The 26147-nt window shown below is 69.3% G+C and carries 22 protein-coding genes; 11 read left to right on the top strand and 11 right to left on the bottom strand.

Annotated features, from left to right (window positions below):
- Positions 1 to 8 precede the first annotated feature (8 nt).
- The gene (locus tag V6S85_RS08575; RefSeq protein WP_334348685.1) at positions 9 to 2819 is read right to left on the bottom strand and encodes a TonB-dependent receptor; all 2811 of its coding nucleotides are present in this window, start codon (positions 2817 to 2819) and stop codon (positions 9 to 11) included.
- A gap of 123 nt (positions 2820 to 2942) precedes the next feature.
- Here V6S85_RS08575 and V6S85_RS08570 point away from each other — a divergent pair, with 123 nt between their 5' ends.
- From V6S85_RS08570 to V6S85_RS08530, 9 genes are all read left to right on the top strand, one after another.
- The gene (locus V6S85_RS08570) at positions 2943 to 3608 is read left to right on the top strand and encodes a response regulator transcription factor (protein ID WP_116570050.1); all 666 of its coding nucleotides are present in this window, start codon (positions 2943 to 2945) and stop codon (positions 3606 to 3608) included.
- 8 nt (positions 3609 to 3616) lie between these two features.
- Entirely contained in the window at positions 3617 to 5026 is a 1410-nt protein-coding gene (locus tag V6S85_RS08565) for a HAMP domain-containing sensor histidine kinase (protein WP_334348684.1), read from the top strand.
- A gap of 87 nt (positions 5027 to 5113) precedes the next feature.
- Positions 5114 to 5326 carry a hypothetical protein gene (locus tag V6S85_RS08560; protein WP_116570048.1) on the top strand — a complete coding sequence of 71 codons (213 nt, stop codon included), beginning with the start codon at positions 5114 to 5116 and terminating at the stop codon, positions 5324 to 5326.
- A 76-nt stretch (positions 5327 to 5402) separates the two neighbouring features.
- Positions 5403 to 7682, top strand: a complete 2280-nt coding sequence (parC, locus tag V6S85_RS08555) for a DNA topoisomerase IV subunit A (RefSeq protein WP_334348683.1) — start codon at positions 5403 to 5405, stop codon at positions 7680 to 7682.
- A gap of 69 nt (positions 7683 to 7751) precedes the next feature.
- Positions 7752 to 9167, top strand: coding sequence for a serine hydrolase domain-containing protein (locus V6S85_RS08550; protein ID WP_334348682.1), 1416 nt, complete (start codon positions 7752 to 7754; stop codon positions 9165 to 9167).
- Positions 9168 to 9262: 95 nt separating this feature from the next.
- Positions 9263 to 9517: a DUF3297 family protein gene (locus V6S85_RS08545; protein WP_116570045.1), complete on the top strand. Its 255-nt coding sequence runs from the start codon at positions 9263 to 9265 to the stop codon at positions 9515 to 9517.
- A 31-nt stretch (positions 9518 to 9548) separates the two neighbouring features.
- Positions 9549 to 9788 carry a hypothetical protein gene (locus V6S85_RS08540; RefSeq protein ID WP_101717683.1) on the top strand — a complete coding sequence of 80 codons (240 nt, stop codon included), beginning with the start codon at positions 9549 to 9551 and terminating at the stop codon, positions 9786 to 9788.
- Positions 9789 to 9870: 82 nt separating this feature from the next.
- A complete protein-coding gene (locus tag V6S85_RS08535) occupies positions 9871 to 10743 on the top strand; it encodes a hypothetical protein (RefSeq protein ID WP_334348681.1) in 873 nt (290 codons plus the stop codon).
- A 213-nt stretch (positions 10744 to 10956) separates the two neighbouring features.
- The gene (locus tag V6S85_RS08530) at positions 10957 to 11484 is read left to right on the top strand and encodes a MarR family winged helix-turn-helix transcriptional regulator (RefSeq protein ID WP_116570044.1); all 528 of its coding nucleotides are present in this window, start codon (positions 10957 to 10959) and stop codon (positions 11482 to 11484) included.
- Here V6S85_RS08530 and V6S85_RS08525 read toward each other — a convergent pair.
- The 7 genes from V6S85_RS08525 to V6S85_RS08495 form a co-directional block, all read right to left on the bottom strand.
- The gene (locus V6S85_RS08525) at positions 11436 to 12485 is read right to left on the bottom strand and encodes a P1 family peptidase (protein ID WP_334348680.1); all 1050 of its coding nucleotides are present in this window, start codon (positions 12483 to 12485) and stop codon (positions 11436 to 11438) included. The two genes, V6S85_RS08530 and V6S85_RS08525, sit on opposite strands and share 49 nt — an antisense overlap.
- Positions 12486 to 12599: 114 nt before the next feature.
- Positions 12600 to 13583: a sensor histidine kinase gene (locus tag V6S85_RS08520; RefSeq protein WP_334348679.1), complete on the bottom strand. Its 984-nt coding sequence runs from the start codon at positions 13581 to 13583 to the stop codon at positions 12600 to 12602.
- A 171-nt stretch (positions 13584 to 13754) separates the two neighbouring features.
- On the bottom strand, positions 13755 to 17045 hold the full coding sequence (locus tag V6S85_RS08515) for a TonB-dependent receptor (protein ID WP_334348678.1): 3291 nt from the start codon (positions 17043 to 17045) through the stop codon (positions 13755 to 13757).
- Positions 17046 to 17318: 273 nt separating this feature from the next.
- On the bottom strand, positions 17319 to 18278 hold the full coding sequence (locus V6S85_RS08510; RefSeq protein ID WP_334348677.1) for a FecR family protein: 960 nt from the start codon (positions 18276 to 18278) through the stop codon (positions 17319 to 17321).
- The gene (locus V6S85_RS08505; protein WP_116489377.1) at positions 18275 to 18868 is read right to left on the bottom strand and encodes an RNA polymerase sigma factor; all 594 of its coding nucleotides are present in this window, start codon (positions 18866 to 18868) and stop codon (positions 18275 to 18277) included. Before V6S85_RS08505 ends, V6S85_RS08510 begins: the two co-directional genes overlap by 4 nt.
- Positions 18869 to 19079: 211 nt before the next feature.
- Entirely contained in the window at positions 19080 to 20591 is a 1512-nt protein-coding gene (locus V6S85_RS08500) for a UdgX family uracil-DNA binding protein (protein WP_334348676.1), read from the bottom strand.
- A complete protein-coding gene (locus tag V6S85_RS08495; protein WP_116570038.1) occupies positions 20591 to 21811 on the bottom strand; it encodes a putative DNA modification/repair radical SAM protein in 1221 nt (406 codons plus the stop codon). Before V6S85_RS08495 ends, V6S85_RS08500 begins: the two co-directional genes overlap by 1 nt.
- Before the next feature lie 111 nt (positions 21812 to 21922).
- On the opposite strand from V6S85_RS08495, the gene V6S85_RS08490 reads away from it, so the two are divergent.
- Positions 21923 to 22216: a hypothetical protein gene (locus V6S85_RS08490; protein ID WP_334348675.1), complete on the top strand. Its 294-nt coding sequence runs from the start codon at positions 21923 to 21925 to the stop codon at positions 22214 to 22216.
- Positions 22217 to 22346: 130 nt separating this feature from the next.
- On the opposite strand, the gene V6S85_RS08485 is transcribed toward V6S85_RS08490, so the two are convergent.
- The 3 genes from V6S85_RS08485 to V6S85_RS08475 form a co-directional block, all read right to left on the bottom strand.
- Positions 22347 to 24377 carry a DUF3857 domain-containing protein gene (locus tag V6S85_RS08485; RefSeq protein WP_334348674.1) on the bottom strand — a complete coding sequence of 677 codons (2031 nt, stop codon included), beginning with the start codon at positions 24375 to 24377 and terminating at the stop codon, positions 22347 to 22349.
- 274 nt (positions 24378 to 24651) lie between these two features.
- The gene (locus V6S85_RS08480; protein ID WP_334348673.1) at positions 24652 to 24900 is read right to left on the bottom strand and encodes a hypothetical protein; all 249 of its coding nucleotides are present in this window, start codon (positions 24898 to 24900) and stop codon (positions 24652 to 24654) included.
- Between the two features lie 35 nt (positions 24901 to 24935).
- On the bottom strand, positions 24936 to 25070 hold the full coding sequence (locus V6S85_RS08475) for a hypothetical protein (RefSeq protein ID WP_334348672.1): 135 nt from the start codon (positions 25068 to 25070) through the stop codon (positions 24936 to 24938).
- 138 nt (positions 25071 to 25208) lie between these two features.
- On the opposite strand from V6S85_RS08475, the gene V6S85_RS08470 reads away from it, so the two are divergent.
- Entirely contained in the window at positions 25209 to 26147 is a 939-nt protein-coding gene (locus tag V6S85_RS08470; RefSeq protein ID WP_334348671.1) for a DUF808 domain-containing protein, read from the top strand.

The following is a 26147-nucleotide window of genomic DNA, read 5'->3' as shown; positions in this document are numbered from 1 at the left end:
AGCCAATCCTAGAAGAACACCTTGCGCACGCTCAGGCGCACGCTGCGGCCCAGCGGATCCAGATAGTCTTCCTGGTAGGTGATCGGCGTGCCGCCGGCGGCGTTGCGCACCTCCTGCTTCTCGTCGAACAGGTTGGTGACGCCGAGGGTCACCCGCGTGCCGCGCAGCACCGGATACTTGGCCACCAGCTCGCGACGGGCGCCCAGGTTGGCGAACAGGCGCAGGTTCACCGTCGTCAGGTCGGAGAACTTCAGCGTGCCGTTGGCGCTCGTGCCGCCGTCGACCTCGGTGGCGCTGCGCCAGTTGGCGGTCAGGCGCATGCCCATGCCGTTCTTGGTCAGGCCGGCCTGGGCCTCGACCTCGTTGCGGGGCGAGCCGCCGCTGTTGCCAAGGGCGTCGCCGTCCAGCAGGTCGAGCGGGGTTCCGCCGTCCGTGATGTAGATCCGGTCGCGCAGGCGCACCGTGTGGAAGAGCGCCAGTTGCAGCCGCGCCGCGCCGAAGCCTGGGGGCGGACCGCCGAAGCCGCCCGGACCACGACCGCCGAAGCCGCCGCCCGGACCGCCGGGACCACCAAAGCCGCCGCCGGGGCCGCCCTGGTCGCCGCCCGGACGCGGGCCGTCGGAAGGCGGTTGGGCGTTGTCGCCGCCGGCGCGCTGTTCTCCGCCCCGGTCGCCGCCCTGGCGCATCGCGCCTTGCAGCAGGTCCATGCCCGGAGGCTGGGCGCCTTCTGTCGTCTGGGCCTGGCTCTGGGTCGCCTGGGCTTGAGCCTGTTGCCCGCTCGCGGCCTGGCCGTCCTGGCCGCGACGGCCTTCGCCGCGCCCTTCGCCCTGGCCCTGGCGCTCGCGCCAGCGCTGCATTTCCTCGGGCGTAGGGGGCGGGCGCGGGGGGGTCTTGCCGATCTGGCGATTGAAGTTGAAGCCCCAGCGGATCTGGTCGCTTTCGCGCTTGGCGAAGTTTACCGGGCGGGCGTCGATGCGGATCAGGCGGCCGACCGGATCGTCCACCGTCGGGTCCTCGCGGAAGAAGCGGTCGGGGAAGGCGGCCTCGGTCGCGGCCGTGGCGCTGGGGAACGACGAGATCGGATTGTCGGTGCGCGAGTGGGTGTAGTTGGCGTTGATCGACAAGCCTTCGACGACCGGCGGCTTGAGCGTGATCCCGACGCGCAGGACCTTCTTCTCCTCGGCCTTCAGGTCGGGATTGCCGCCGCTCAGGCGGATGATCTGCACGCTTTCGCCGCGCACGTAGTCGAACACCTGCACGTCGGGCGTGGTGACCTGCGCGCCGCCCAGCTGCGACATGCTGGGGGCGTTCTCCTGGTTGTTCATCGAGACGATGAAGCTGACCGGCTTGATCGGCGACCAGTTCAGGCCGTAGCCGATCGAGGTCAGGGTGCCGAAATCCGACAGCTGGTTGACCGACAGGTTCAGGTTGGCCGACAGGTCGCCGGCCTTGGCCATGAAGTTGTTCTTCCGGCTGGTGATCGGCACGTCGAAGCTGACCTGGGCGTTGGCCGTGCCGCGCGACAGGTCGACGCTGTTTTCCACGCCGTTGCGACGCGACCACGAGTCGACCCAGGCGCCTTCGGCCCCCAGCTTGACGCTGGTCGAGATGTCGCCGGCCGGCAGGCGCTTGAGGGCGCCGTTCATGACCAGCTGGGTGTTGACCGTGTCGTTGGTCGAACTGGCGCGGTCCTTGATGAAGCTGCCGGTGGGCAGGCCGGCGCGAGGATCGAAGGTCGCGTCCAGGGCGTCCAGCCGGTCCTGCAGTTCGTCGATGTTGGGGGTGCGGTCGGTGCTGGTGCGGCTTTCGTCGTGGTCGTAGTTGCCGGTCAGGTTCCAGCGCCAGGACTTCATCGCGCCGTCGAGGGTGAAGCCGCCGTGGGCGTTCCAGGAACGGCTCCACTGCTCCATGGCGCCCAGGTCGGTCAGGTAGCGGTAGACCGTCTCGTCATCGCCCGACAGCGAGAACGGGCTGGCGCCCGGCACGTCCAGCTCGGCCCGCGCCAGGCCCGACAGCGACTGGCTCTGGTCGTAGGACAGGCTGCCGTTGACCGTCGCCGAAATCCCGTTCTCGAGCACGCGGTTGTAGACGGTGTTGTACGACAGGCTGTCGGTGCGCGGACGCAGCGTGCGGAAGGGCGTGACGTCGCCGACGTAGTTGTTGCTGGCCGATCGCGAGATGATGTCGCGGTCGCTTTCCAGCAGCTTGTCGCTGTGGGCGTACTTGAAGGCGGTGTTCAGGCGGCCCTGGCGATTGAGGCGCAGGGTGCTGGAGTCGATCTGCTGGGTGGTCTGGCCGCCATCGGTGGGAGCGGCCAGGCTGATCTCGCCGGTGCGGGCGCGGAAGCGCTGGCGCAGCACGACGTTGACCACCTTCTGGTCGGCCGAGTAGCCGTACTTGAGGGCCACTTCCTCGGGCAGGACCTCGACCCGCTGGATGGCTTCGGTTGGGATGTCGCGGATCTCGCCCATGCCCGAGATGCGCCGGCCGTTCAGCAGCACGACGGGCGCGCCGCCGCTGGCGCTGGCGGTCTGGGCCGACAGTTCCGACAACAGCTCGGTCACCGAACTGACGCCCAGCGAGCGCACGTCGGCGGCGCTGAAGGTGGTCTCCGGCTGGATGTCGCCCAGCACCGCGCCATACTGGCGCTGGCCGGTGACGACGATGCCCTCGACCTCGGTGTCGAGGTCGGCGTCGGACGGGGTCTGCTGGGCCGACTGGCGCGGGGTCTGGGCCGGCTTGGCCGTTTCCTGGGCATGCAGCATCGTCGGCGTGATGCAGCCCAGCAGGCCCGCCAGAAGGGCCATCTTCCTCGTCATTTCCTAGTCCCCACGGTTCGAACCGAATCCCTCGATTGCAGCCTCTGTAACGCACCCAACCTCGACGTAGCCTGAACGAACTGGTTCAGGTTCGGTTTGGGTTCGTCGGCTAAAGAATTGCGGATGCGCATCCTGTTGGTCGAAGACGACGCGCCGCTGGCCGAAAGCATCGCCCAGGCCCTGCGCGAAGAGCAGTTCGCGGTGGACATCGCCGCCGACGGCGAGACCGGCGCGCACCTGGGTTCCACCGAAACCTACGCCGCCGCCGTGCTGGACCTGGGCCTGCCCAAGCAGGATGGCCTGTCGGTGCTGCGAGGCTGGCGGGCCCAGAACCGGCCGCTGCCCGTGCTGATCCTCACCGCTCGCTATGGCTGGACCGAGAAGGTCGAGGGCTTCAAGGCCGGCGCCGACGACTATCTGACCAAGCCGTTCCGGGTGGAGGAGCTGGTCATGCGCCTGCGGGCGCTGGTGCGCCGTTCGGCCGGACATCACGGCCCGCGCATCGTCTGCGGCCGCCTGACCTTCGACGCCCAGATGGGCGGGTTCGAGTTCGACGGCATGCCGTTGAAGCTGACCAGCTTCGAGTGGCGGGTTCTGTCGTGCCTGATCCTGCGCAAGGAGGTGGTGGTCGAGCGGATGGACATCCTGGAGCAGGCCTACGAGGGCGACGCGGGCGGGGACTCCAACTCGCTGGAGGTCATCGTCGGCCGGCTGCGGCGCAAGATCGGCCATGAGATGATCGAGACCGTGCGCGGTCGCGGCTATCGCCTGACGGCGGGCGCGGCGTGAAGGGCGTGTTGAACTCCATCCGCGCCAGGCTGCTGATCAGCGGCGTGCTGTTCACCGTCGTTGCGGTGGTGCTGGCGGCCCTGACCATCCGGCCGACGCTGGACCAGTTCGTGCGCCGCAACGTCGACGCCAGCCTGGAGTCACAAATCTCGGTGCTGGCGCGGGCGGTGAAGTCCGACGGCTCGCTCGACCAGGACCGCATCCAGTCGGTGGGCCCGTTCATCCGCCGCGGCGCGGGCTGGGCCTGGGTGGTCAAGGGGCCGGCGGGCGTGCTGCGCTCACAGACCGTGGCCGCGGTCGAGCCGAGGCAGGGGGAGGGGCCGCCGCCCTGGCCGCGTCCGGAGCGTGACCGCGACCGGGACCGCATGCCCCAGCGCGAGATGCGGCCCGACAAGCCGCCGACCGCGCCGTTGAAGGAATCCCGCCGCTGGCGCTCGCGCAGCGGCTGGAACGAGAGCTTCTACTTCCGCACCCTGACCATCAGCACCAGCCGCGGGCCGGTGACGGTCACCGCTGGCGCGCCGCGCTACATTCGCGACCGCATGCGCGACGAAGGCCTGAGGCCGCTGCTGCTGTCGCTTGGCGTGCTGGGCGTGGGCCTGCTGGCGGCCATGATCGGCCAGTTGGAACTGGGCCTGCGGCCGCTGCGCAAGCTGGGCGCCTCGCTGGCGGCCGTGCGCGCGGGCGAGCAGCGCCGGATCGACGACAAGCAGCCGCGCGAACTGGAGCCCGTCGTCGCCGAACTCAACGCCCTGCTGGACCACAACGAGCAGGCCCTGGCCAAGGCGCGCAGCCACGTCTCCAACCTGGCCCATGGCCTGAAGACGCCGCTGGCCACCCTGGCCGTGCGCCTGGCCGAGCCTGGGCGCGATCCCGACGGCAGCCTGGCCAGCCTGATCGCCCAGATCGACGGGGCCATCGGCCATCACCTGGGCCGCGCTCGCGCGGCCTCGCCGGGCGCGCCGGGACGGCCGGCCCTGCCGGTGCGGTCGCGTCTCGACGACCTGGTGGCGGCGCTGTCGCGGATCCACGCCGCGGCCGGCGTGCGGGCCGAGCTGGACGTGGCCGACGACCTCTATGTCGCCTGCGACCCGCAGGACTTCGACGAGATGACGGGCAATCTGCTCGACAACGCCTGGAAATTCGCCGAGCGCACGGTGCGGGTCGCCGGCCGTCGCCAAGGCGCGCGGGTGGTGCTCGACATCGACGATGACGGCCCGGGCCTGACCGACGAGGCCGCCGCCGCCGCCCTGGTGCCGGGCAGCCGCCTGGACGAGCGCGGGGCTGGACATGGCTTCGGCCTGCCGATCGCCCTGGAGCTGGCCGAGCTGCACGACGGCGCCCTGACCTTGGGCCGCGCCCCGATCGGCGGCCTGCGCGTGACCCTGGCCCTGCCGGCCCGTAGCGCCGAGTCCTGAGAAGCGCCAGCGTTCCCAATGCCGTGATCGGTCGGGCAGGCGACCAACGGCCGCGCTTGGCGTGGTAAAGTCACGGCGAGGACCGTGATGAAAACCTACACCTTCGTCTGTTTGGCCGGAAACCAGGTCGCCACGGCGGTCGATATCCAGGACCTGGCCGAGGACGCCTACCGGCGCCATGCCTTGTCGCTGCTGCGTGACCACGCCAGCGCCGAGACCATCGAGGTGTGGCGGGACGAGGCCGTTATCGCCCTCGTCGAGCGGGCCGGGGCGGTTCTCGGGGCGCCCGCGGCAGGATAAGCCGCAAAAACCCCGTCGCGCCTCGAATCGAGCGCCGCATATCTGCTAGGCTGACGGGCCGAAACGAATCTGACTGATGAACAAGCCCGTCCTTCCTCCCCCCGGCGGTCCCGGCGACGGCGACCGCATCCTCGAAGAGCCGCTGACCGAAGCGCTGTCCAAGCGCTATCTGGCCTATGCGCTGTCGACCATCGGCTCGCGGGCGCTGCCCGACGTCCGCGACGGCATGAAGCCGGTGCACCGTCGCGTGCTCTACGCCATGAGCAACATGCGCCTGAACCCCGAGTCCGCCGCGCGCAAGTGCGCCAAGGTGGTCGGCGAGGTGATGGGTAACTTCCACCCGCACGGCGACCAGTCGATCTACGACGCCCTGGTGCGCCTGGCCCAGGACTTCTCCCAGCGCATCCCGCTGGTCGAGGGGCAGGGCAACTTCGGCAACATCGACGGCGATAACGCCGCGGCCATGCGTTACACCGAATGCAAGATGACGGAGGCGGCGACGCTTCTGCTCGACGGCATCGACGAGGACGCGGTCGATTTCCGGCCGACCTACGACGGCCAGGACGAGGAGCCGGTGGTCCTGCCGTCGGGCTTCCCCAACCTGCTGGCCAACGGCTCGGCCGGCATCGCCGTCGGCATGGCCACCTCGATCCCGCCGCACAATCCGGCCGAGCTGATCGACGCCTGCCTGTTGCTGCTTTCGAACCCCGAGGCCACGACCGCCGAGATCCTCGAGCGCGTGCCGGGACCGGACTTCCCGACCGGCGGCGTCATCGTCGAGCCGGCCGCGTCCCTGCTCGAAACCTACGAAACCGGCCGCGGCGGCGTCCGCACCCGCGCCAAGTGGGAACGCGAGGAGACCGGCCGCGGCGCCTACCAGATCGTCGTCACCGAGATCCCGTATCAGGTGAAGAAGTCGGATCTGGTCGAGCAACTGGCCGACCTGATCGAGAGCAAGAAAGCAGCCCTCTTGGGCGACGTCCGCGACGAGAGCGCCGAGGACATCCGTCTCGTCCTCGAGCCGAAGTCCAAGAACGTCGAGCCCGAAGTGCTGATGGAGAGCCTGTTCAAGCTCTCGGCGCTGGAAAGCCGCTTCTCGGTCAACATCAACGTGCTGGACGCGCGCGGCACGCCGGGCGTCATGGGCATCAAGTCGGCCCTGATGGCCTTCCTGGCCCACCGCCGCGAGGTGCTGACCCGTCGGGCCCGCCACCGCCTGGCCAAGATCGAAGCCCGCCTGCACATCCTCGACGGCCTGCTGATCGCCTACCTCAATCTCGACGAGGTGATCCGCATCGTCCGCTACGAGGACAAGCCGAAGGAAAAGCTGATCGAGGCCTTCGGGCTCTCGGACATCCAGGCCGACGCCATCCTCAATACCCGCCTGCGCCAGCTGGCCAAGCTGGAGGAGATGGAGATCCGCCGCGAGCACGCCGAACTGGTGGAAGAGCGCGACGGCATCCTGGCCATGCTGGCCAGCGACAAGAAGCAGTGGGACCTGGTCGGCACGGGCCTGCGCCAGGTGCGCGCGTCTCTGATCAAGATCAAGCATCCGCTGGACAAGCCGCGCCCCACCGGCGTGACCGGCCGCTCGGTGTTCGATGTGGCCCCGGTGGTCGACGCCGACGCCGCCATCGAGGCGATGATCGTGCGCGAGCCGATCACGATCATCCTGTCCGAGCGCGGCTGGATCCGCGCCGCCAAGGGCAAGATCGACGACCCGTCCGAGCTGAAGTTCAAGGAAGGCGACAAGCTGGGCTTCCTGGTCCCGGCCGAGACCACCGACAAGCTGCTGCTGTTCACCTCGGACGGCCGGTTCTTCACGCTGGGCTGCGCCAACCTGCCGTCGGCGCGCGGTCACGGCGAGCCGGTGCGGATGATGATCGAGCTCGACGACAAGGTGAAGATCATCGACGTCTTCCCGTTCAAGGCGGGCCGCAAGCGCATCCTGGCCTCCAAGCAGGGCTACGGCTTCCTGCTGCCGGAGGAGGAGGCCCTGGCCAACCGCAAGGCGGGCAAGCAGGTGCTGACCGTCGACGCCGCCGGCGCGGCCTTCTGCCTGGAAGCCGTCGGCGACCAACTGGCCGTGGTGGGCGACAACGGCAAGATCCTGATCTTCCCGCTGGAAGAGCTGCCGGAAATGCCGCGCGGCAAGGGCGTCAAGCTGCAGGCCTATCGCGAAGGCGGCCTGCGCGACGGCCTGTCGTTCAACGCCGAGACCGGCGGCTACTGGATCGACACGGCCCTGCGCCGTCGCGAATGGACCGACTGGCAGACCTTCGTCGGCCGCCGGGCCGGCGCCGGCAAGCTGGCGCCCAAGGGCTTCCCGACCCAGAAGCGCTTCCGTCCCAAGTGATGTGATATGGCGAGAGCCGGCGTCTTCGGCGCCATGCTCTCGCCCACCCTCTGAGAGATAAGTCGACCTATGAGCTTGTGGCGCAAGTCCGTCGGGGCCCTGGCGGGGTTCCTGGGCCTGACCGCCGCCCATCCGGGCGTGGCGGGCGCCTTGCCGCGCGCCAAGCCCGAGGCGGTGGGCTTCTCGTCCGAGAAGCTCAAGCGCGTCGACGAGACCATGCAGCGCCTGGTCGACCAGGGCCAGATCGCCGGCGGCGTCACCCTGCTGGCCCGCCACGGCAAGGTCGTCAGCCAGACATCCTACGGCAAGCGCGCGCTGGACCAGCCCGAGGCCATGCCGGCCGACGCCATCTTCCGCATCCGCTCGGAGACCAAGCCGGTCACGGGCGTGGCCATGCTGATCCTCTATGACGAGGGTCGCTGGAAGCTCGACGACCCGATCACCAAGTTCATCCCCGAGTTCGAGGGGCTGCGTGTCGCAAGCGGCGTCGACGCCTCGGGCCGCCCGATCCTGTCGCCGATCAGCCGCCCGCCGACCATGCGCGAGCTGATGACCCACACGGCTGGCTTCGCCTACGGCATCGCCGACGATCCGGGCAGTCAGGCCGACCAGGCCTACTACCGCGCCGGCGTGCTGCAGTCGGACTCGCTGTTCTCGATGGTGCAGAAGATCGCCGGCCTGCCGATGTACGCCGAGCCCGGCAAGCTGTGGCGCTATAGCGTCGCGGCCGACATCCAGGGCCTGATTGTCGAACGCCTGTCGGGCCAGGCCCTGCCGGTGTTCATGCAGCAGCGGATCTTCAAGCCGCTGAAGATGAAGGACACCGCCTTCTGGGTTCCGGCCGACAAGGCCGCGCGCCTGGCGGCGATCTACGACGCCGATCCCGTCACCGGAAAGCTCGTGCCGGCGGTAGAGGGCGGCTGGCGCGACGTGACGAGGCCACCCCCGGCGCCGTCCGGCGGCGGCGGCCTGCTGTCGACGGCGGGCGACTTCGCCCGCTTCGCCCAGATGATCCTCAACGGCGGCGACCTCGACGGCGTGCGCATCCTCGAGCCCGAGACGGTGGCGATGATGCGGCTCAATCACCTGCCGCCCAGCTTCCAGGTCACCACCGACGGCACGTCGGGCGTGCTCAAGCCCGGCCAGCAGAAGGCGTTCCCCTTCGCGCTGGGCATGGGCTACGGCATCGACGTGGCCGTGGCCGTGGATCCGGCGGCCTCGGGCGCGCCGGTCGGGCCCGGCACGATCAGCTGGGGCGGCAGCGCCGGCACCTGGTTCTGGATCGATCCGGCCAACGACCTCTTCTTCGTCGGCATGATCCAGCGCCTGGGCGGAGTGGGCCCCGGCCTCGACGCCGAGACCCGCAAGTGGGTCTACCAGGCCCTCGAAAGGCCGCCGGTCCGCCAGGCCGCCAACACGCCGCCTCACGCCCCGCCCGCGCCCGCCAAGGGCGGCTCCAGCGGCCGCGCGCCCTCCATCCGCTGAGGCTTTCGGCCCAAGCGCTTGGATTTCCCGTCTTTCCTCGCTATCACGCCCGCTTCGGCGGGCCGTCCCGCCCCAAGATCTCGAAAGCCGACCCGATGAGCGATACGCCTCCCGACCGCCTGTCCGCCAACCCCGACAGCCCGTACTACGACGCCGAAGCGCTCGAGCGCGGCGTCGGCATCCGCTTCAAGGGCGTCGAGAAGACCAATGTCGACGAATACTGCGTCAGCGAAGGCTGGGTGCGGGTGACCGCCGGCAAGACCGTCGACCGCAAGGGCAACGCCATGACCATCAAGCTGCAAGGCGAGGTCGTGCCGTACTTCCGCGACGCCGAAGCCTCGGCCGAGTAGGACGCGCGTGAGCGATCCCGACCTGCAGGCCATGGCCGACGACGAGCTGTCGCGGGCCATGACCCTGTCCTGGCGCGAACTGTCGAAGGTGATTCCCTGGGGAGACACCTTCGACGGCATCTCGCCCGCCGGCCGCAACGTCGAGGTCGAGCGCAACTACCTGTGGGCCGCCCAGGAAGGCGGCGACATCCTGTGCGAAGTCGCCGTCTATGGCGGCGAGACCCGCTATGACCAGGGCGCCCGCGCCCGCGGGGTGATTTCCCGCCGCTGACCTCAACCTTGGCCGTGCAAGCGTCGCGAGCATGCGTTAACCATAACGATGCTCGTCGAACGGCGCATGCGGGAGGGGTGGGGTGTATCAATCCGAGTTTCCGGTCGAGACGCCGGTGCCGATCTTCGATCCGACCCTGTTGGCCGGCATCGCCCTGATCACCCTGGCCGTCGCGGCCCTGGCCTTCTGCGCGGGGCGCTTCACCGGTCGCAAGGGCAGGGACGAGCGCTGGCGCGACGTGCCCAAGACCATTCACAAGGCCATCCTGGTCCGCTGCGTGGCCGCCACCAGCGCGCCGACGGGCGAGCTGCTGCGCCGCGCCGAGGAGCTGGTCGCCGAGGTCGAGGCCCGGGTCGGGGCGCTGATCGAGTTCGCCGCCTGCGGCAAGGCGCTGAAGAGCCTTGAGAAGGCCTGCCTGGGCCAGTTTCCCAAGCCCGAGGTCAAGCACGAGCCCAAGGCCCACAAGCCCTGCACCTGCGGCCACCAGGCCAGGGAGGAGGGCAAGCATGGCCATGAGGCCGCGCCGGCGTCCGCGCCGTCCTCCACCTGCAAGGCCCCGGCGCCGTGCCAATGCGTGATCTGCTGCGTGCCGGTCACCGTCGGCGGCCTGGCCCTGGCTACGCCGCAGGTGAAGATCAGCAGCAAGCAGACCGTCATCGTCAACGCCAACTGCGCGCCCGCCCAGGCTCCGGCGCCGAGCGCCCACGTCTGCACCTGCGGAGCCGCCGCCCACGGCAAGAGCCAGGAGGACGAGCACAAGCCCGAGCCGCCGCTGGAGTGGAGCGAACACATGCGCCGTCTGCGGCTGGCCGTGGTCGAGTTCGCCGACGTCTGGAACAGCCCCGACAACCTGCGTCTTCTGGAGCGCTGCCAGAAGCAGCTCACCCATACCGAGGCCGCGCCGAAGGTCGGCCACGGGCGCGACGACGGCCACGGGGGCGGTCACGGTCACTAAAGGCGCCGCTTGGTTGAGCGCGGTTAGGTGCGTATGCTCATGCGGCGGGCGAAACGCCCGCTTTCCGCCATGGTTGAAGGCGGTCGATTGAGAGCGTTTTCATCGCGGCGCCAGATCGAGGTGCGCCTGCGGTGGGTTGCCAGGGCGTGATTCGGCGTAGAGACGGCTCCGTCTTCGCGGGCCGCAGGCCGGAGCAGGAGGAAAGGAACAGGCATGGCCGCGACGGTCTCATCCCTGACGCCGGGTACGCCGGACGTCGCCAGTGAACAGCTGTCGCTTTCGGACTATGTGCCGTATCGCCTGGCGACGGCCTCCAGCGCCGTCAGCCGGCTGATCGCCCGCGCCTATGAAGACCGCTTCGGGCTGTCGATCCCGCAATGGCGCCTCATGTCGATCCTGATCGAGGGCCCGCTGACCCAGCACCAGGCCGTGGCCCGCACGGCCATGGACAAGGTGCGCGTCAGCCGTGCAGCCCAGGACCTGGTCGAGCGCCGCCTGGTGGCGCGGATCACCAACCGCACCGACCGTCGCTCGCACACGCTGGAACTGACCGCCGCCGGTCGCCGCCTGTTCGCCGAGATCCGCCCCCTGGCCCTGGCCTACGAGGCCGCGCTGCTGGCGGGCCTGGCGCCGGGCGAGGTGGCGACCCTCAAGCGGCTGATGGGCCGCCTGGAAGCCGCCGCCGTCCAGCTCTACGGCGCCGACGCGCCGCCGGAAGTCGCCCCGGTCACCGAGGACTGAACTTCGGAAAGCTGGGCCTCGTAGGCCCCGCGAGCGATGGCGCGCGCCAGGGTGTCGGCCGCCGCCGAACCCAGCCTGGCCAGCGCGATGGCTCGTCCCGGCCCTTCGCCCAGGCTCTGCGCGCCCGAGGCCAGGGCGAACACGATGTCGCCGTCGAAGGGCGTGTGGACCGGCCGGATGGCCCGCGCCAGTCCGTCCTGGGCCATCATCGCCAGCCGCGTGCACTCGGCCGTGGTCAGGTCGGCGGTGACGGCGACCACGGCCAGGGTGGTGTTGGCGCCGGCCTGCAGGCGGCCCAGCGCCGCCAGCTTCGAGTCCTCAGGGATCGGCTCTGCCTCGACCGATGCGTCGGGCGCGGGCCGCCCGCCGCCGAACTCGCCGTCGATTTCCCAGGGCCAGGCCCAGAAGGTCTCGCCGTCGGCCATCCGCACCGAGCCCACCGGATTGACCGCCGCCAGGGCGCCCACGACCAGGCCCTCGCCCAGGTCGAGCGAGGCGCTGCCGATCCCGCCCTTGGACAGGCCCGCCATGGCGCCGAGGCCCGCGCCGGCCGAGCCCAGGGCGAAGTCCTTGTCGGCCGCGGCGGCCGCCTCGATGCCTAGCCAGCGATAGGGCGGGTCCAGGCCCCAGTCCTTGTCGCCGCCGTTGCCCAGGTCGTGCAGCACGGCCGCCGGCACGATCGGGATGGCCGGCGAGGTCGGGGCCAGGCGGATGCCGCGCCCGGACGCCGAGAGCGCCGCCACGACGCCGTCGGCCGCGCCCAGGCCGAACACCGAGCCGCCCGACAGGCAGATGGCGTGGGCCTTGCTGAAGTTGTTCTCGGGCCTCAGCACGTCGGTCTCGCGCGTGCCCGGCCCGCCGCCGCGCACGTCGACCCCGGCGGTCCAGGCGTCGGGGCAGAGCAGGGCGGTGACGCCCGAGCGTACGGCCTCGTCCTGGGCATGGCCGACCAGCAGGCCCTCGACGTCGGTGATCAGGTTGCGGGGACCGGGACGGGGCATGGGCGGGGCTCCGATGAGAACGCCCCCGTGTTTGAGACGAAAACCTCGTCATTCGACAAGCTCAGGATGAGGTTTTTTGAGCGCGGTGTTCTGCCCGTCGACTGAAAGGGGAGGCTAACCCGCCGCCGGCGCGTAGCTCAGCCGGCAGACGGTCCAGCCGTCGACGCGGGCCATGGTGAAGGCGCCGCCCAGCTGGCGGGCCATGGCGTGGACGATGCGCAGGCCAAGGCTGGGCGAGGCGGCGGGCTCGAAGCCGGCCGGTGGGCCGGCGCCGTTGTCGCGGATTGTGAGCACGTGGCTGTCGCCTTCCTGGTCCAGCGCCACGACGATGCGGCCGTCGCTCCCGGCCGCGAAGGCGTGCTCCAGGGCGTTGTTGAAGCACTCCAGCATCACCAGGGTCACGGGCGTGGCCTGTTCGGGGTGCAGCGGATCCTCGCCGCCCTCGACGCGGATGGCGTGGCGGGCGCCGAAGGCCTGGCCGGCGTCGTCCAGCAGGGCCTCGGCGAAGGCCCGGAACGGGGTCGGCTCGCCGGTCTGGTCGTGTAGTTGGCGCTGGATCTTGGCGATGGTCTCGATGCGGCCGCCGGCCTCGACCAGGGCGTGGCGGGCGTCCTCGTCCTTCATGCCGGCCGATTGCAGGCGCAGCAGGGCGCCGACCATCTGCAGGTTGTTGCTCACCCGGTGGTGCATTTCGCGATAGAGCAGGTCGCGGCTGCGGGCGAGCTGCGCCTGGGCCTCGCGCTCTCGCGACAGGTGGCGCATGGCCTTGCGCATGCCGTCGATGAAGAAGATGTCGACCGCCGCCACGAAGACGTAGAACGTGATCGCCACCGTCGTGGCGAAGTCGACGTGGAAGCTGTCGTACGGCGGGATGAAGAAGTACCAGGCGCACAGGCCCGACAGGGCGGCGCAGAGGATGCCCGGGCCGCGCCCCGCGAAATAGGCGGTCAGGACGATGGCGGGAAAGAAGGTCAGGTACGGAAAGCCGGGCGGGAACCAGCTGTTGAGCGCCAGGCGCACGCCGAAGGCGCCGCCGGCCGCGGCGGCCGCCAGGGCGTAGCCCCACGCGGCAGGAAGAGGCGTGCTCGCCCGCGACATGATCTTCGAAGAGCCCCGACTCGTCCGGCGACGAACGTTCCGCCGCCGTGGGGAGAATATTTCCTAAAAAGACTTTCGGGTCACGGCAAATCCCGGTGTCGGGCTCTGGATACGGAAAAGCCCGCCCATCGTGAGATGGACGGGCCTCCGAAGTCATCTTCCGCTCGCGGATCAGAACCGCTTGGAGACGTTCATGTACCAGTAGCGACCGGTCGAGTTGTGCAGGGCGCCCGAGTAGCCGAAGTTGCTCGAGGTGACCGGCGGCTCCTTGTCGGCGATGTTGCGCACGCCGACCCGCAGGGTCGAGCCGTCGAACTGGCCGTTCTTGAACGCGTACTGGCCGTACAGGCTGACCGTGGTCCAGTCCGAGATCGGGAAGTACTGGCCGTTCACCTGGGCGGGACCGGTGTCGTAGGTCTCGCCGACATAGTTCACGAAGGCGCCCGCGCCCCAGCCGTCCTTGCGCCAGGTGAAGCTGGCCGTGCCGCGGAATTCCGGGAAGCCGTCCATCTTGATCTGGCTGCCGGCCGACGAGACGGTCAGGCCCGCCAGGGCGCCGCTGGCGATCGCCTCTTGCAGGATCTGCTCGATCGGGCTGGCCGACTGGTCGTACTTGGTCAGCTTGGCCACGTTCAGGTTGAAGCCGAAGTCGCCCCAGGGGGTGTCGTCCAGGTCGTAGGCCAGCGAGAAGTCGACGCCCTGAACCACGCGCGGCTGCAGGTTCATGTAGGTGTCGCTGATGTACGAGATGGCGCCGACGGTGTTCGTGCCGACCGGGGCGTCACGCACGACGTTGGGGTTGAAGCTGCCCTGCTGGCGCAGCAGCAGGTCGTAGGCGATCTGGTTGTAGCCGCCCAGGATGCCGATGACGTTCTTTTCCCGGATCGACCAGAAGTCGGTCGTCAGGGTCAGGCGGCCGTATTCCACCGGGATGAACTTGGGCTGGTAGACGAAGCCGATCGAGGCGTTGTCGGCGTCTTCCGGCTTCAGGTCCTTGTTGCCCTGGCGAACTTCCAGCGTCGAGGTGCTGGCGCAGGTCGTGGCCGTCGGGGTGTTGATCCGGCAGAAGGCGTAGTCGGGACGGCCGTTCGAGACGGTCGAGCCCTCGCTGTAGAACTGCGGCAGGTTCGGCGCGCGGAAGCTCTGCGAGACCGAGGTGCGGAACGAAAGGCCTTGGCCGACCTTCCACAGCAGGGCGCCCTTCGGCTTCAGCACGTTGCCGAAGTCCGAATAGTACTCGTCGCGGGCGGCCAGTTGCAGGGTGACTTCCTCGACGAACGGGATGTTCATCTCGGGCGAGATGATCGGCACGGCCAGTTCGGCGAAGGCCGAGCTGATGACGCGGTCGCCCTTGATGTCCGGCGAGCCGGAGGCCCCCAGGACGTCGCTGTTGTAGGTCACGCCGGTGACGCTGTTGGTGTAGGTCGTCGTGCCGTCCAGGCGGTCGTCACGGTCGTCCTTGTAGGTCTCGCGGCGCACTTCCACGCCCGAGGCGAAGCCGACGTCGCCGCCCGGCAGGGTGAAGAGGTCCTTCTTGGAGACCTTGAAGTCCCACATCGCCAGCGAGGTCTCGCTGATGCGGTAGACGTCGATCAGGAACGAATTGATCGTCGCCTGGCTGTTGGGCGTGCCGTCCTCGCCCGACCAGTTGGTCTGCGAGCCGCCGTTGAACGGGTTGTAGGCCGTCGAGTCCGTACGGTTCAGCGCCTGCTGGAAGAGCGTGCTGCTGATGGCGTTGTGCGTCTTGTCCTTCGTGCGGGCGAAGGAGTAAAGGCCGGCCGATTCCCACTTCCAGCCGTCGCCGAACGCGCCCTTCAGGCCGCCCAGCAGGCGGTAGCTGTCGTCGGTGACGGTGTAGGTGCGCGGACCCGCGTCCACCGGGCGGTAGGTGGTGATGTTCATCGCCACGCCCGAGGCGCCGACGCCGGTCAGGCCCGACAGGCGGTTGGGATTGACGCTGCCGTTGGCCAGGGTGGTCGGGCCGAAGGGGTTCCAGTAGGCGTTGGCCGCGATGCTGATCGGGGCCGACGAGATCGGCGCCGACTGCTCGCGCTGGCCAGTGAACAGGGCGTGGTAGTAGCCGGCTTCACCGAAGAAGGTCATGCCGTTGTCGAGGTCGCGCTCGACGGTGCTGAACAGGTTGGTCCGCTCCAGGCCGCCCTTGAGGGTGCGCTGGGGGTTCTCGTCGTAGCGCAGGTCACGGTCGGCGGCGCCGGTGATCGTGCCCGACCTGATGCAGAGGTTGCCAGCCAGGACGGCGCTGCTGCAGCCGGCGGCGGTGTTGGCCGTCGGCTCGATGTGGAACACGCCGGACGTGGTCAGGGCCACGCCGTTCTGGCGGGGCGCGGTCGACGACGGGATCAGCGTGAACGAACCCCAGGGGCTGGAGGTCGAGCGGTTGTCGAAGCTGGTGTTGCCGGCCCAGGGGGTGTTCGCGACGCGGTCGCGGTGGTCTTCGCTGGCGGCGTAGTCGCGCTCGTCGGCCATCATGCGGCTGTGGGCGGTGTACGAACCGAAGAAGGTCAGGCGCGTGCCGTCCTCAAGGCGCGTGCCGGCCTTCAGGTTCACGGTGCCTTCGCGATAGCCGGTGCCTTCCGAGCCGCCGACCTGGGCTTCGACGCGCAGGCCCTGGAACTTGGTGTCGAGCACGGTGTTGACCACGCCGGCCACGGCGTCCGAGCCGTAGAGGGCGCCGGCGCCGTCACGCAGCACTTCGACCCGCTTCACGCCGGCCACGGGCAGGGCGTTGGTGTTGACGGTCTGCACCGGCACCAGGTTTTCGGTCTGGGTGCCCGGGTGCAGCACGGCGCGGCGGCCGTTCAGCAGGGCCAGGGTGTTGCCGGTGCCGAGGCTGCGCAGGTTCAGCGACGAGACGTCGCCACGGGCGTCGTTCAGGTTGCCGGTGGTGCGGGCTTCCTGGAACTGCACGTCGCCGGCCTGCGGGATCGAGCGGAACAGCTCGTCGCCCGAGACGGCGCCGGTGGCGATGATGTCCTTCTCGGTGACCACCGAGACGGGGAGGGCTTCGGTCGTGCGGGCGCCTTCGATCTGGCTGCCGACCACGATGATGGCTTCGACTTCGGCGACTTCTTCGGGAGCCGCGTTAGTCGCGGCGGCTTCCGACTGGGGGCGGGCGGCCGGCGCTGCGCGCAGGGTGATGGTCTTGCCGTCGTCCGAGGCGACGACCAGGCCGGCGGCGTCGGCCAGGCGCTTGAGGGCCTCGGCGTCCGACAGGTCGCCGGTCACGGCGGGCGTGGTGCGGCCGGTGGCGGCCTCGTACGGGAACAGCACCTGCTTGCCGGTCTGCTTGGCGTAGGTCTGCAGCGCCGACACCGCGTCCTGCGGCGGGATGTTGAAGGTGTGGCGCGAGCCCTGGGCGGCGGCCTGACCGGCGATGGTCAGGACGGCGGCCGAGGCCAGCAGCAGGCCGCGGACGGTCCGGCGGCGTTGGTTCGTACGCATGGACAAGTTCGAATTACCCCTTTGTCCGCCGCGCCCCCTCGACGCGGCGTTCTTATCGCCTTCGACGGGGGACCGTGGGGAAACCTCCAGTCGGCGACCGAAATTTTGTGGCGGCGGTGTGACGAGTGTGGCGCCGGCGCCACTTTCTCGGAAACCTCCCCCGTGGGGGGGATCGCGTCAGCGATCGGTGGGGCGGGACTTCCAGCTCATTGCAAGCTGAAAACGTCCCCCCTCCGGCCCTTCGGGCCACCTCCCCCAGAGGAGGATCTTCGGCTATCCCTTCCGGGCCAGGCGGATCACGCCGTCCTCGCCTTCGCTGGCCCGCACCGGGAAGGTGTGGGTGACGGCGGTGACGAAGGCCATGGGTTCGGTGCTCTGGAAGTAGCCGGCCAGGCGCAGGTCGGCGATCGACGGATCGGCGATGCGGACCTTGCGGCGGTTGTAGCGGTTGAACTCGGCCACGGCCTGGCTGAGCGACTGGCCGTTCAGCGCGATCGCACCCTGGCGCCAGGCCAGGGCCCGCTCGATCTCGGCGTCCGACAGCGGCTGGGCGTGGCTGCCGGCCGGGCCGTAGATCATGGCCGTGCCGGCCGCGACCTTGGTCTCCCTGGCCGGGCCCTTGCCATCGGGTTCGACCTCTACCGCGCCGCGACGCACGGTGACGGCGGCGTTCTCGGCCCCCAGGCGGACGGACAGTTCGCCGCCCCTGGTTTCGATGCGGGCGTCGCGGGCCTTGACCACGAAGGGGCGGGCGTCGGCGGCGGCCTCGAACAGGGCCTCGCCCTTGACCAGCTTCACCTCGCGCACGCCGCCGCGATAGCGCACGACGACCTTGCTGTCGGTGTTGAGCTCGATGCGGCTGTTGTCGGCCAGCACCACGACGCGGCGCTCGCCGATGTCGGTGGCGTAGGCCGTCGAGGCCGTGGCGGTCATCACGCCGGTTCCGACCACGCCCGAAATGGCGGCGAGCACGGCCATCAGCGTCCAGGGCGAGCGGCGGTCGAAGGCGCGGCGCGGGGGGTCTTGCGGCGCGAACAGGTCGGCGTCGGGTTTCGCAACGCCCGGCTTGAAGGCGCGCAGGCGTTCGGTCCGCTCCCAGGCGGCGTGGGCGCGCTCGAACGCGGCCTCGTTCTCGAAGCTTTCGGCGCGCCAGGCCTCGAAGGCCGCGCGCGTATCAGCCGCGCAGGCGGGATCGGACAGCCGCACCGCCCATTCGGCGGCGGCCGCTCTCACCGCTTCGCGTCGCGATCCCGCTTCCCGGCCCATGAACGCCCTTCGTCGATACGCACTGCTTGGGTCGCGCCCGCGCGGCCCAGCTTTTCGGAACAATAGCGAAGCCCCTTGATCAGGTGCTTCTCCACCGTTGAGACGGACAGACCCATGCGGACCGCTATCTCGCCCGGCGACAGGCTATAAACTTTCCGAAGGGTGAATACACGCCGACATTGTGTCGGCAGTTCCGATATCGCCTCGCGAAGCTGGCGCAACTCGTCGCGCGACACCAGCGTGGCCTCGGGACCGGGCGTCTCGTCCATGCCGCCGATCAGCTCGAAGTCGGCGACGGCGGTGATGGTCAGCACCTTGCGGCGGCGCAGGCCGTCGAAGGCCACGTTGCGCAGGGTGCGCGAGGCGAAGGCGGCCGGATTGGTGATCTCGCGCCAGGTCTTGCAGGCGATCACGCGGGTGAAGGCGTCGTGGACCAGATCCTCCGGATCGGTCTCGCCGTCGCGGCAGAACTTGCGCGCATAGGCCAGAAGCCTCGGCTCCAGGGGCAGGATCTCTCTCCGGAACCAGGCGCGCCGCTCTTCGTCGTCTGCTGTCATCGCCCCTCTTCCCCGGCCGGGAACCAACCCCGGCAGCGCCGTCGTGGCAAGAGGCGATGGAGCGCCCCGGGCGGCGGGAAGGGCTTATGCGCCTCGTTCCGGCGCCAAGTATTACGAGGCGGGGCAAGGGATTGCGCGCGAACGGGCGTCGCCAAAAGATTGAGCAGATTTTTTGCGCGCAGCGCTCGCCAGGCGGGCGGCTTTGCTCGCTTCAGTCGATCAGTTTCGCAAGCTCGCCCGCAAGGCGCAGGTCTTCGACGAATTCGGCGCGGGCCCGCTCGCGCGCGTCGGCGTCGGGCAGCCGCAGCAGGAACGAGGGGTGGTAGGTGACGACCAGTCGCGCCTGGTCATTGCCTTGATCTGGCAGTTGCAGCGCCTTGCCCCGATTGGCGGCGATGGGCGTCGCCTTTCCGGTCACCGCCAGCGCCGCCGTCGCGCCCAGGGCCACGATCACCCGGGGGCGCACCAGCCGCCGCTCGGCGTCCAGCCACCAGCGGCAGGCCTGCACCTCGCCACGATCGGGGGCCTTGTGGATGCGCCGCTTGCCGCGCGGCTCGTGCTTGAAATGCTTGACGGCGTTGGTGACGAAGGCGCGATCGCGCGGCACGCCGGCTGCCTTCAGCGCCTGGTCGAACACCTGGCCGGCGGGACCGACGAAGGGCAGGCCGGCCAGGTCTTCCTGGTCGCCGGGCTGCTCGCCGACGAACATCAGCGGGGCGTGGGCCGCGCCTTGCCCGGGCACGGCCTGGGTGGCGTCGCGCCACAGGTCGCAGCGCCGGCAGGCCTGCACGGCCGCGGTCACTTCGTCGAGGCTGGTGGGGAGGTCGCCGTTGAACGCGCCGTCGCGGGCCTGGCGCAGGGCGGCCTTCAGCACGCGGTCGGGCGGCGGGGAGGGGGCCGCGGCGACCATGGCGGCGGCGCGCGCCTGGGCGGTTTCGACCAGCTGCGGAATGAGCCGCGCCTCGGGAAGGTTGCGCCAGTACCGCTTGGGCATCTCCTGGCGCATCATCTTCTCGTTCAGCCGGGCTGGATTGAAGATCGAGGCGTAGTAGGTGCGCCAGAGCTCTTCCTGGGCGTCCTCCGAGGGCGCGTCGGCGGGATCGGCGCCGTCCGACACCTTCAGCTTCCGGCCGTCCCAGGCCACGCAGGCGTCGGGCGTCAGGATCGTCCAGGTCATGTTGGCGAAGCGCCGCACGAAGAACGGCGCGGCGGCCTCGGTGACGCGATGGGCCGGCTCGAACCAGGCCGCGTAGGTCTCGGGCTCGGTCTCGACGAGCCGAAAGCGCACGAAGGCGTGCATCTTGTGGATCGCCCGGGCGACGGCCTTCTGCATGTCGCGGGCCCTGGCGACGTCGATATCGGCCGGATTGTCGATCAGCCGCGGCTCGCGCTCCAGCCGCCACAGCAGCCGATAGAGCAGGGCGAAGCGCTCGCCGGAGCGGTGAAGCACCACCGAGCGGGCGAGTTCCACGAAGGCGGGCGGCACGGTGAAGCCCCTCCCCCTTGCGGGGAGGGGTTGGGGTGGGGGAGCTGGCTCTGAATCGGCCATCTCCGCGCCCACACCCCCACCCCCTGACCCCTCCCCGCAAGGGGGAGGGGAGAAGAGGTCTCTTTCCGCCGTCCAAGCGACGGTTTCAGGCGCTGCGCCCTCTGCGCGCAGCCGGCGGGCCGCGAGCCGCCAGCCGTCGAAGTCGATCTCCGAGGAAAGCCGCACCACCCGCATCAGAACAGGCTCAGCTGGGCCGGTTCGACGAGGCGGGCCTTCAGGTGCTCGCCGTCGGTCGCCGCGCCCGGCGTCCAGCCTTCGGCGACGACGAAGGCCCTGGCGCGCTTGACCACCGCGCCCACGCGCTTGAGGTCGTCGATGGTCAGGCGCGCCTGCCTGCGGGCCGCAAGGATGCGGTCGACGGCCTTGGCGCCCAGGCCGGGCACGCGCAGCAGGGTCTCGCGGTCGGCGGCGTTGACGTCGACGGGGAACTTGTCGCGATTGCGCAGCGCCCACGCGGTCTTGGGATCGACCGACAGGTCGAGGTCCTCGCCCTGGCCGATGATCTCGGGCTGGGCGAAGCCGTAGAACCGCATCAGCCAGTCGGCCTGGTAGAGGCGGTGCTCGCGCAGCAGGGGCGGGCGGGCCGAGGGCAGGCGGTGACTGGAGTCCGGGATCGGGCTGAAGGCCGAGTAGTAGACCCGGCTGAGGCGATAGGCGCCGTACAGCGAGGCGCTGCGGGCCAGGATGTCGCCGTCTTTCGCCGCGTCGGCGCCGACGATCAGCTGGGTCGACTGGCTGCGGGCGAAGCTCTTGCGGGGCGCCTTGCGGGCCGGCTCGGCCTTGTCCTCGATCGCCAGGCGCATGCGTCCCATGGCCCGCTTGATGTCGCCGACATCCTTCTCGGGGGCCAGGGACTTCAGGCTGTCGTCGCGCGGCAGCTCGATGTTGATCGACACCCGGTCGGCATAGAGCCCGGCCTGTGTCGCCAGTTCCGGCGAGGCCTCGGGGATGAGCTTCAGGTGGATGTAGCCGCGGAAGTCGTGGTCCAGCCGCAGGCTTTTGGCGATGCGGACCATCTCCTCCATCGTGTAGTCGCCGCTCTGGATCACCCCCGACGACAGGAACAGGCCCTCGATGTAGTTGCGCTTGTAGAAGTTGAGGGTGAGGTCGACGACCTCCTTCACCGAGAACCGCGCCCGGGGCGTGTTCGACGACACCCGGTTGATGCAGTAGGCGCAGTCGTAGATGCAGAAGTTGGTCAGCAGGATCTTCAGCAGGCTGATGCAGCGGCCGTCCGGCGCGTAGGCGTGGCAGATGCCCATGCCCTCGGTGGAGCCGACGCCCTTGCCGCCGACGGAGTCGCGCTTTTCGCCTCCCGATGAAGCGCAGGAAGCGTCGTACTTGGCGGCGTCGGCGAGGATGGCGAGCTTGCGGCGGATATCGAGAACGGCCATCCGCACAGTCTATAGTTCTTATTTTGTTCCGTCGAGTTTCGCGATGTCGCACCGGCGGCGGAACCGGGCGAAGGCTCCGCGCGATCCCTTATCCAGCAACGGAGTTTCGCCATGGCGCGCCGCAAGGATGACTGGCCCTCGACGATGATGGACGCCTGGGCGCTGGGCGTGGAGGCCTCGACCGTCATCGGCCTGCGGACCATGGTCCTTGCCGGCGGCGGGGCGAAGGCCCAGGCCGAGGCGGTGCGCATGACCACCGAGAAGATGGCCGCCGCCGCCGACATCGGCCTGAAGTTCTGGACCGGCGGCCTGCCCCAGGCGCCCGACGCGGCGACCCGGGCGGTGGTCAAGCACTACCGCGCCAAGGTGCGGGCCAACCGCAAGCGGTTGGGCGGGGGCAGGTAGAGGCGGCCGAGTTTGATCTTCCATGCAGCGCCATTTGACGCTGCCGGGCGGCGGCCCACCTAGGGCTCATGGCCGACGAGCCGCCGCTCTCCCAGCGTTGTCGGACGACGATCGCATCGCTTCTGGCGTCTCAGGTCTCCGGAGCAGACGCACAGGGCACGTCACTAGCGGTCCAGTCGATGTCATAGGTCGCGGGAACGCTCGCTCCATCCCCCACGGCGTTCTTGCCCGCCGCCGAGGGGCGATAGAAAATCCAGCCCATGCTGTTGTCGAACGCGGGGATCCTGTCGTTGTCGCGCAGGGCGGTGGCGGACGTGATCTCCGGCTGCTCGATGCGCGATCCGCGGATCATGCGAATTGCGCCCTCACGCAGCTCCCAAGCCCGATGATAGTTGCGACCAAAGATGCGCGTGTCGTAGCTCTTCTCGGAAGACCATTGGTTCGGCTTGGTCGAGCTCGGCAGCCGCACCGTCGTGACGTGGCAGCTGTATTCCGGCTTGGTGTAGAACGGCACATCCTTGTGATCGATCCTAACCCGTCGCTCCGGAGGGTTGAACCCGCCCCCAGGAAGCGCCAGGGACTTCTTCCCGGAGCCGTCATCCTCCCAATCCACGGCCGCCGTGCCGCTGATCGTCAGGATGCTTGCACCCGCCTTTTGGTCATAGCGCCACTTGACGTCGTCGATCGTTTGCCAAGCGCCGCCAGTTACGCCTTGGCGAAAGAGTTCAAGTAGCTGTCCTTCGCTTACCGCGGAAAACTGCACTTGCTGTTCCAGGGCGGGCACGCCCCGGACGATTTCGGTGGAGACGATCCGCGCCGGCTTGTCGAAACCCGCGCGCGCGTCGATCTCGAACAGGCTGATCTCCTCGGGCGCGGTGGCTGGACGCCATTCCATTCGCTCCAGATCGCCGCCCTGCGCGGTCACGGGCAGGACCCATCTGAACGGGAAGATGGGCTCCGCGCTGGGCGAAGCCACCGGCGGCAGGGTGCCGTCCAGCCAGTAGACCTTGCCGTCGATCCGCGCGCGTACGAGCACATGGTCGAACAGCTGGGGGATGGGCAGGCGCTGATCGAAGCCGTCGTCGACCCCGTTGGAGTTCACGAGAACCGCTTCCGCGTCGATGCCCAGCTCATGCAGCAGGGCCAGCAGGAGTACGGTCTTCCCTTTGCAGTCCCCATAGCGGCGGCGCCAAGTTTCATCGGCGGAGGCGGGAACCAGATTGCCGCCATTGAGACCCACATAGATGTATCGCACGTTCTGCTGAACCAGCTTCAGCGCCGCGCTGGCGCGATCAAGCTGGCTCTTGTTGGCCGAGCGAAGGCGGGCGGCTTCGAGCTTGAGAGAGGATTCCGGGGCGAGGGTCGACGCCTTCGCGTACAGCGGCGCAAAGTGGCGTGAAAGAGCAGGCCAGTCGTGGAAATCGCTGTACTCCACGACGCGCTGCCACTGGTAGCGGATCGGTGCATCATTCGGCGCGGTCTGTAGGCGCGGATTGTCGAACTGGAAGTGGATCGCCCGTTCGCTGCTCTGCATGGCCGCGGTCATGTCGGCGGTCATCTTGAGGTCGGGCTTGTGCCCTTCGTCCCAGCTCAATCCGAGGCGATATCGGCCCGGCTGCGGACTGGGTCCAAGCAGGAGCAGGCCGGACTCATTGGTCCCGAGGGCAGGGCTGTGCTGGAACGTCGTCAGTTCGACCTCCAGCTCGTCGCCAACCCGAAGGTCGGGAACACGGAGCACCGCCGTCAGCGTCCCGTCCAGCTTGGCCTGCTCGAGTTGATCCTCGCGCCGCAGGATTTCGAAGGTGGCGTTTTTCAGCACATCGGTGGTTTGCTCGTCGCGAAACACCTTGATGCCATGGACAATCGGAGCGCTGGCCGATGGATCCCAGGCGATCGAGATATTGCCGAACTGCAGGGCGCTGGGCTGGAGGATCTTGACGCGATAGCCGCTATACTGCGCTTGGCCTTGATCGCTCAGATGAATTTCCGCGTCCTGGCGACGGAAGAACACCGACCCGGTGGCGGTCTCCGGCACGGGCATGAGCGAGGATGCGACCGCCCAGGTCGGGACAGGGCCCCGCCTGACCTCTTGTGACTGTGCGAAGGCTGGCGTGGCGACGAACACGCAGGCCGAAAACAACAACGAAACTTTCAAAGCCATAAGCACCCCCTGCCGGACTAATGCGGCAGAACAGCCAAGCTTTCAAGACGCCTGCTTTCACCCCGTCATCCGCAGGTCTCGCCGACTTCAAATTCCGTGAGGAGGAAGGACCAAGTGTTCGTCGCCTAACCTTCGCGCACCTTCTCGGGGCGGGCTTGGCGCGGTCACTTCGCACCTGTAGTTCGGCAGCGCGTTACCTGACCTGTCCGATGTCAGAAGTGTCCATGTCGGTTGAGGATTTCACCCCTACGGCGGGAACGACGCGAAGGCGAGCTCACCCGCCCGCCCGCCGTGCATAGGCCTCGCGCGCCCGGCCCGAACGTACGAACACCCGGGTGATGCGCTTGTCGACGCCCTGGATCAGGTCGGCGAAGTGGTCGCTGGCGGCTTCGATGTCGGCGGCGGTCAGGTGGTCCTGGAAGTTCAGGGTGACGCCGAGCAGGATCTCCTGGGGCCCAAGGTGCATGCTCAGCACTTCGGCGACGCTGTCGATGCGCGGGTCGGCCTCGAGGACCTTGCGCACCTCCGCCACGATGCGCGGGGAGGCGGCCTCGCCGGTCAGCAGGCCGTGCCGTCGGCCCAGGCCAAGCCCCGCACCGCGCCCGCCACGCCGAGGGCGGCGATGGCCAGGTTGCCGGCCAGGGCCGCGTAGACGACCACATGGGCGCTGCTTCTGTTCGCGGTCGAGGCCATGGTGCGGCAACGCGGCCTTGGCGCGCGCGTTCCTCCCGCGATCGCCGTTCGCGCCCTTTACCCGCGAGCGGCGAGCCCTTACGCAGGGCGCTCTTCATCGGGCCGCACTGGGCGGCCGAATCCACGCAAGGTCCTTTCATGCCCTCGGGTCTCGTCGCGCTTCTGGATGACGTCGCCGGCATCGCCAAGATCGCCGCCGCCTCGGTCGACGACATCGGCGCCGCCGCCGGCAAGGCGGGGACCAAGGCCGTGGGCGTGGTCGTCGACGACGCCGCCGTGACCCCGGGCTACGCCATGGGCTTCACGCCCGACCGCGAGCTGCCGATCGTCGCCAAGATCGCCGTCGGCTCGCTGCGCAACAAGCTGCTGTTCCTGCTGCCCGGCGCGCTGGCGCTGAGCGCCTTCGCGCCCTGGGCGGTGACGCCGATCCTGATGCTGGGCGGCGCCTACCTGGCCTTCGAGGCCACCGAGAAGATCATCGAGATGTTCGTCCCCCACGGGCACGAGGTCGCGACCGACGAGCTGGCGCTCAGCGGGCCGGAACTGGAAAAGCAGAAGGTCGCCGGCGCCATCCGCACCGACCTGATCCTGTCGGCCGAGATCATGGCCATCGCCCTGGCCGACGTCAGCGACAAGCCGCTGGCGATCCAGGCCGCCGCCCTGGCCCTGGTCGGCGTGGTGATCACCATCCTGGTCTATGGCGTCGTCGCCCTGATCGTGAAGATGGACGACATCGGCCTGCACATGGCCAAGAGCCCGCGCGCCCCGACCCGGAAGTTCGGCCGCGGCCTGGTCAAGGCCATGCCGGTGGCCATGAGCAGCCTGGCCTATATCGGCACCGCGGCCATGCTATGGGTGGGCGGCGGCATCATCGTCCACGGCCTGCACCATTTCCACCTGACGCCGATCCCGGCCTGGGTGGAGGGCGCCTCGCACTTCGCCGGCCAGGTTCCGGGGATCGGCGCGGTCACCGGCTGGCTGGCCACCGCGATCGGCTCGGCCATCGTCGGCCTGATCGTCGGCGGCGTCATCGCCGGCGTGCTGCACTTCATCCCGCGCAAGAAGGCGGCGCACTAG

This window comes from Caulobacter sp. CCNWLW153 (assembly GCF_036889365.1).
Classification (GTDB): domain Bacteria; phylum Pseudomonadota; class Alphaproteobacteria; order Caulobacterales; family Caulobacteraceae; genus Caulobacter; species Caulobacter radicis.
The sequence above is the reverse complement of the archived record's forward strand: the minus strand, read 5'-3'. Positions and strand labels throughout refer to the sequence as shown.

Bases quoted from the DNA above. Each gene is read 5' to 3' on its own strand.
- V6S85_RS08575 (WP_334348685.1), bottom strand. From the start codon at position 2,819: ATGACGAGGAAGATGGCCCTTCTGGCGGGCCTGCTGGGCTGCATCACG.
- V6S85_RS08570 (WP_116570050.1), top strand. From the start codon at position 2,943: ATGCGCATCCTGTTGGTCGAAGACGACGCGCCGCTGGCCGAAAGCATC.
- V6S85_RS08560 (WP_116570048.1), top strand. From the start codon at position 5,114: ATGAAAACCTACACCTTCGTCTGTTTGGCCGGAAACCAGGTCGCCACG.
- parC (WP_334348683.1), top strand. From the start codon at position 5,403: ATGAACAAGCCCGTCCTTCCTCCCCCCGGCGGTCCCGGCGACGGCGAC.
- V6S85_RS08550 (WP_334348682.1), top strand. From the start codon at position 7,752: ATGAGCTTGTGGCGCAAGTCCGTCGGGGCCCTGGCGGGGTTCCTGGGC.
- V6S85_RS08545 (WP_116570045.1), top strand. From the start codon at position 9,263: ATGAGCGATACGCCTCCCGACCGCCTGTCCGCCAACCCCGACAGCCCG.
- V6S85_RS08540 (WP_101717683.1), top strand. From the start codon at position 9,549: ATGGCCGACGACGAGCTGTCGCGGGCCATGACCCTGTCCTGGCGCGAA.
- V6S85_RS08530 (WP_116570044.1), top strand. From the start codon at position 10,957: ATGGCCGCGACGGTCTCATCCCTGACGCCGGGTACGCCGGACGTCGCC.
- V6S85_RS08525 (WP_334348680.1), bottom strand. From the start codon at position 12,485: ATGCCCCGTCCCGGTCCCCGCAACCTGATCACCGACGTCGAGGGCCTG.
- V6S85_RS08520 (WP_334348679.1), bottom strand. From the start codon at position 13,583: ATGTCGCGGGCGAGCACGCCTCTTCCTGCCGCGTGGGGCTACGCCCTG.
- V6S85_RS08515 (WP_334348678.1), bottom strand. From the start codon at position 17,045: ATGCGTACGAACCAACGCCGCCGGACCGTCCGCGGCCTGCTGCTGGCC.
- V6S85_RS08505 (WP_116489377.1), bottom strand. From the start codon at position 18,868: ATGACAGCAGACGACGAAGAGCGGCGCGCCTGGTTCCGGAGAGAGATC.
- V6S85_RS08500 (WP_334348676.1), bottom strand. From the start codon at position 20,591: ATGCGGGTGGTGCGGCTTTCCTCGGAGATCGACTTCGACGGCTGGCGG.
- V6S85_RS08495 (WP_116570038.1), bottom strand. From the start codon at position 21,811: ATGGCCGTTCTCGATATCCGCCGCAAGCTCGCCATCCTCGCCGACGCC.
- V6S85_RS08490 (WP_334348675.1), top strand. From the start codon at position 21,923: ATGGCGCGCCGCAAGGATGACTGGCCCTCGACGATGATGGACGCCTGG.
- V6S85_RS08485 (WP_334348674.1), bottom strand. From the start codon at position 24,377: ATGGCTTTGAAAGTTTCGTTGTTGTTTTCGGCCTGCGTGTTCGTCGCC.
- V6S85_RS08475 (WP_334348672.1), bottom strand. From the start codon at position 25,070: ATGGCCTCGACCGCGAACAGAAGCAGCGCCCATGTGGTCGTCTACGCG.
- V6S85_RS08470 (WP_334348671.1), top strand. From the start codon at position 25,209: ATGCCCTCGGGTCTCGTCGCGCTTCTGGATGACGTCGCCGGCATCGCC.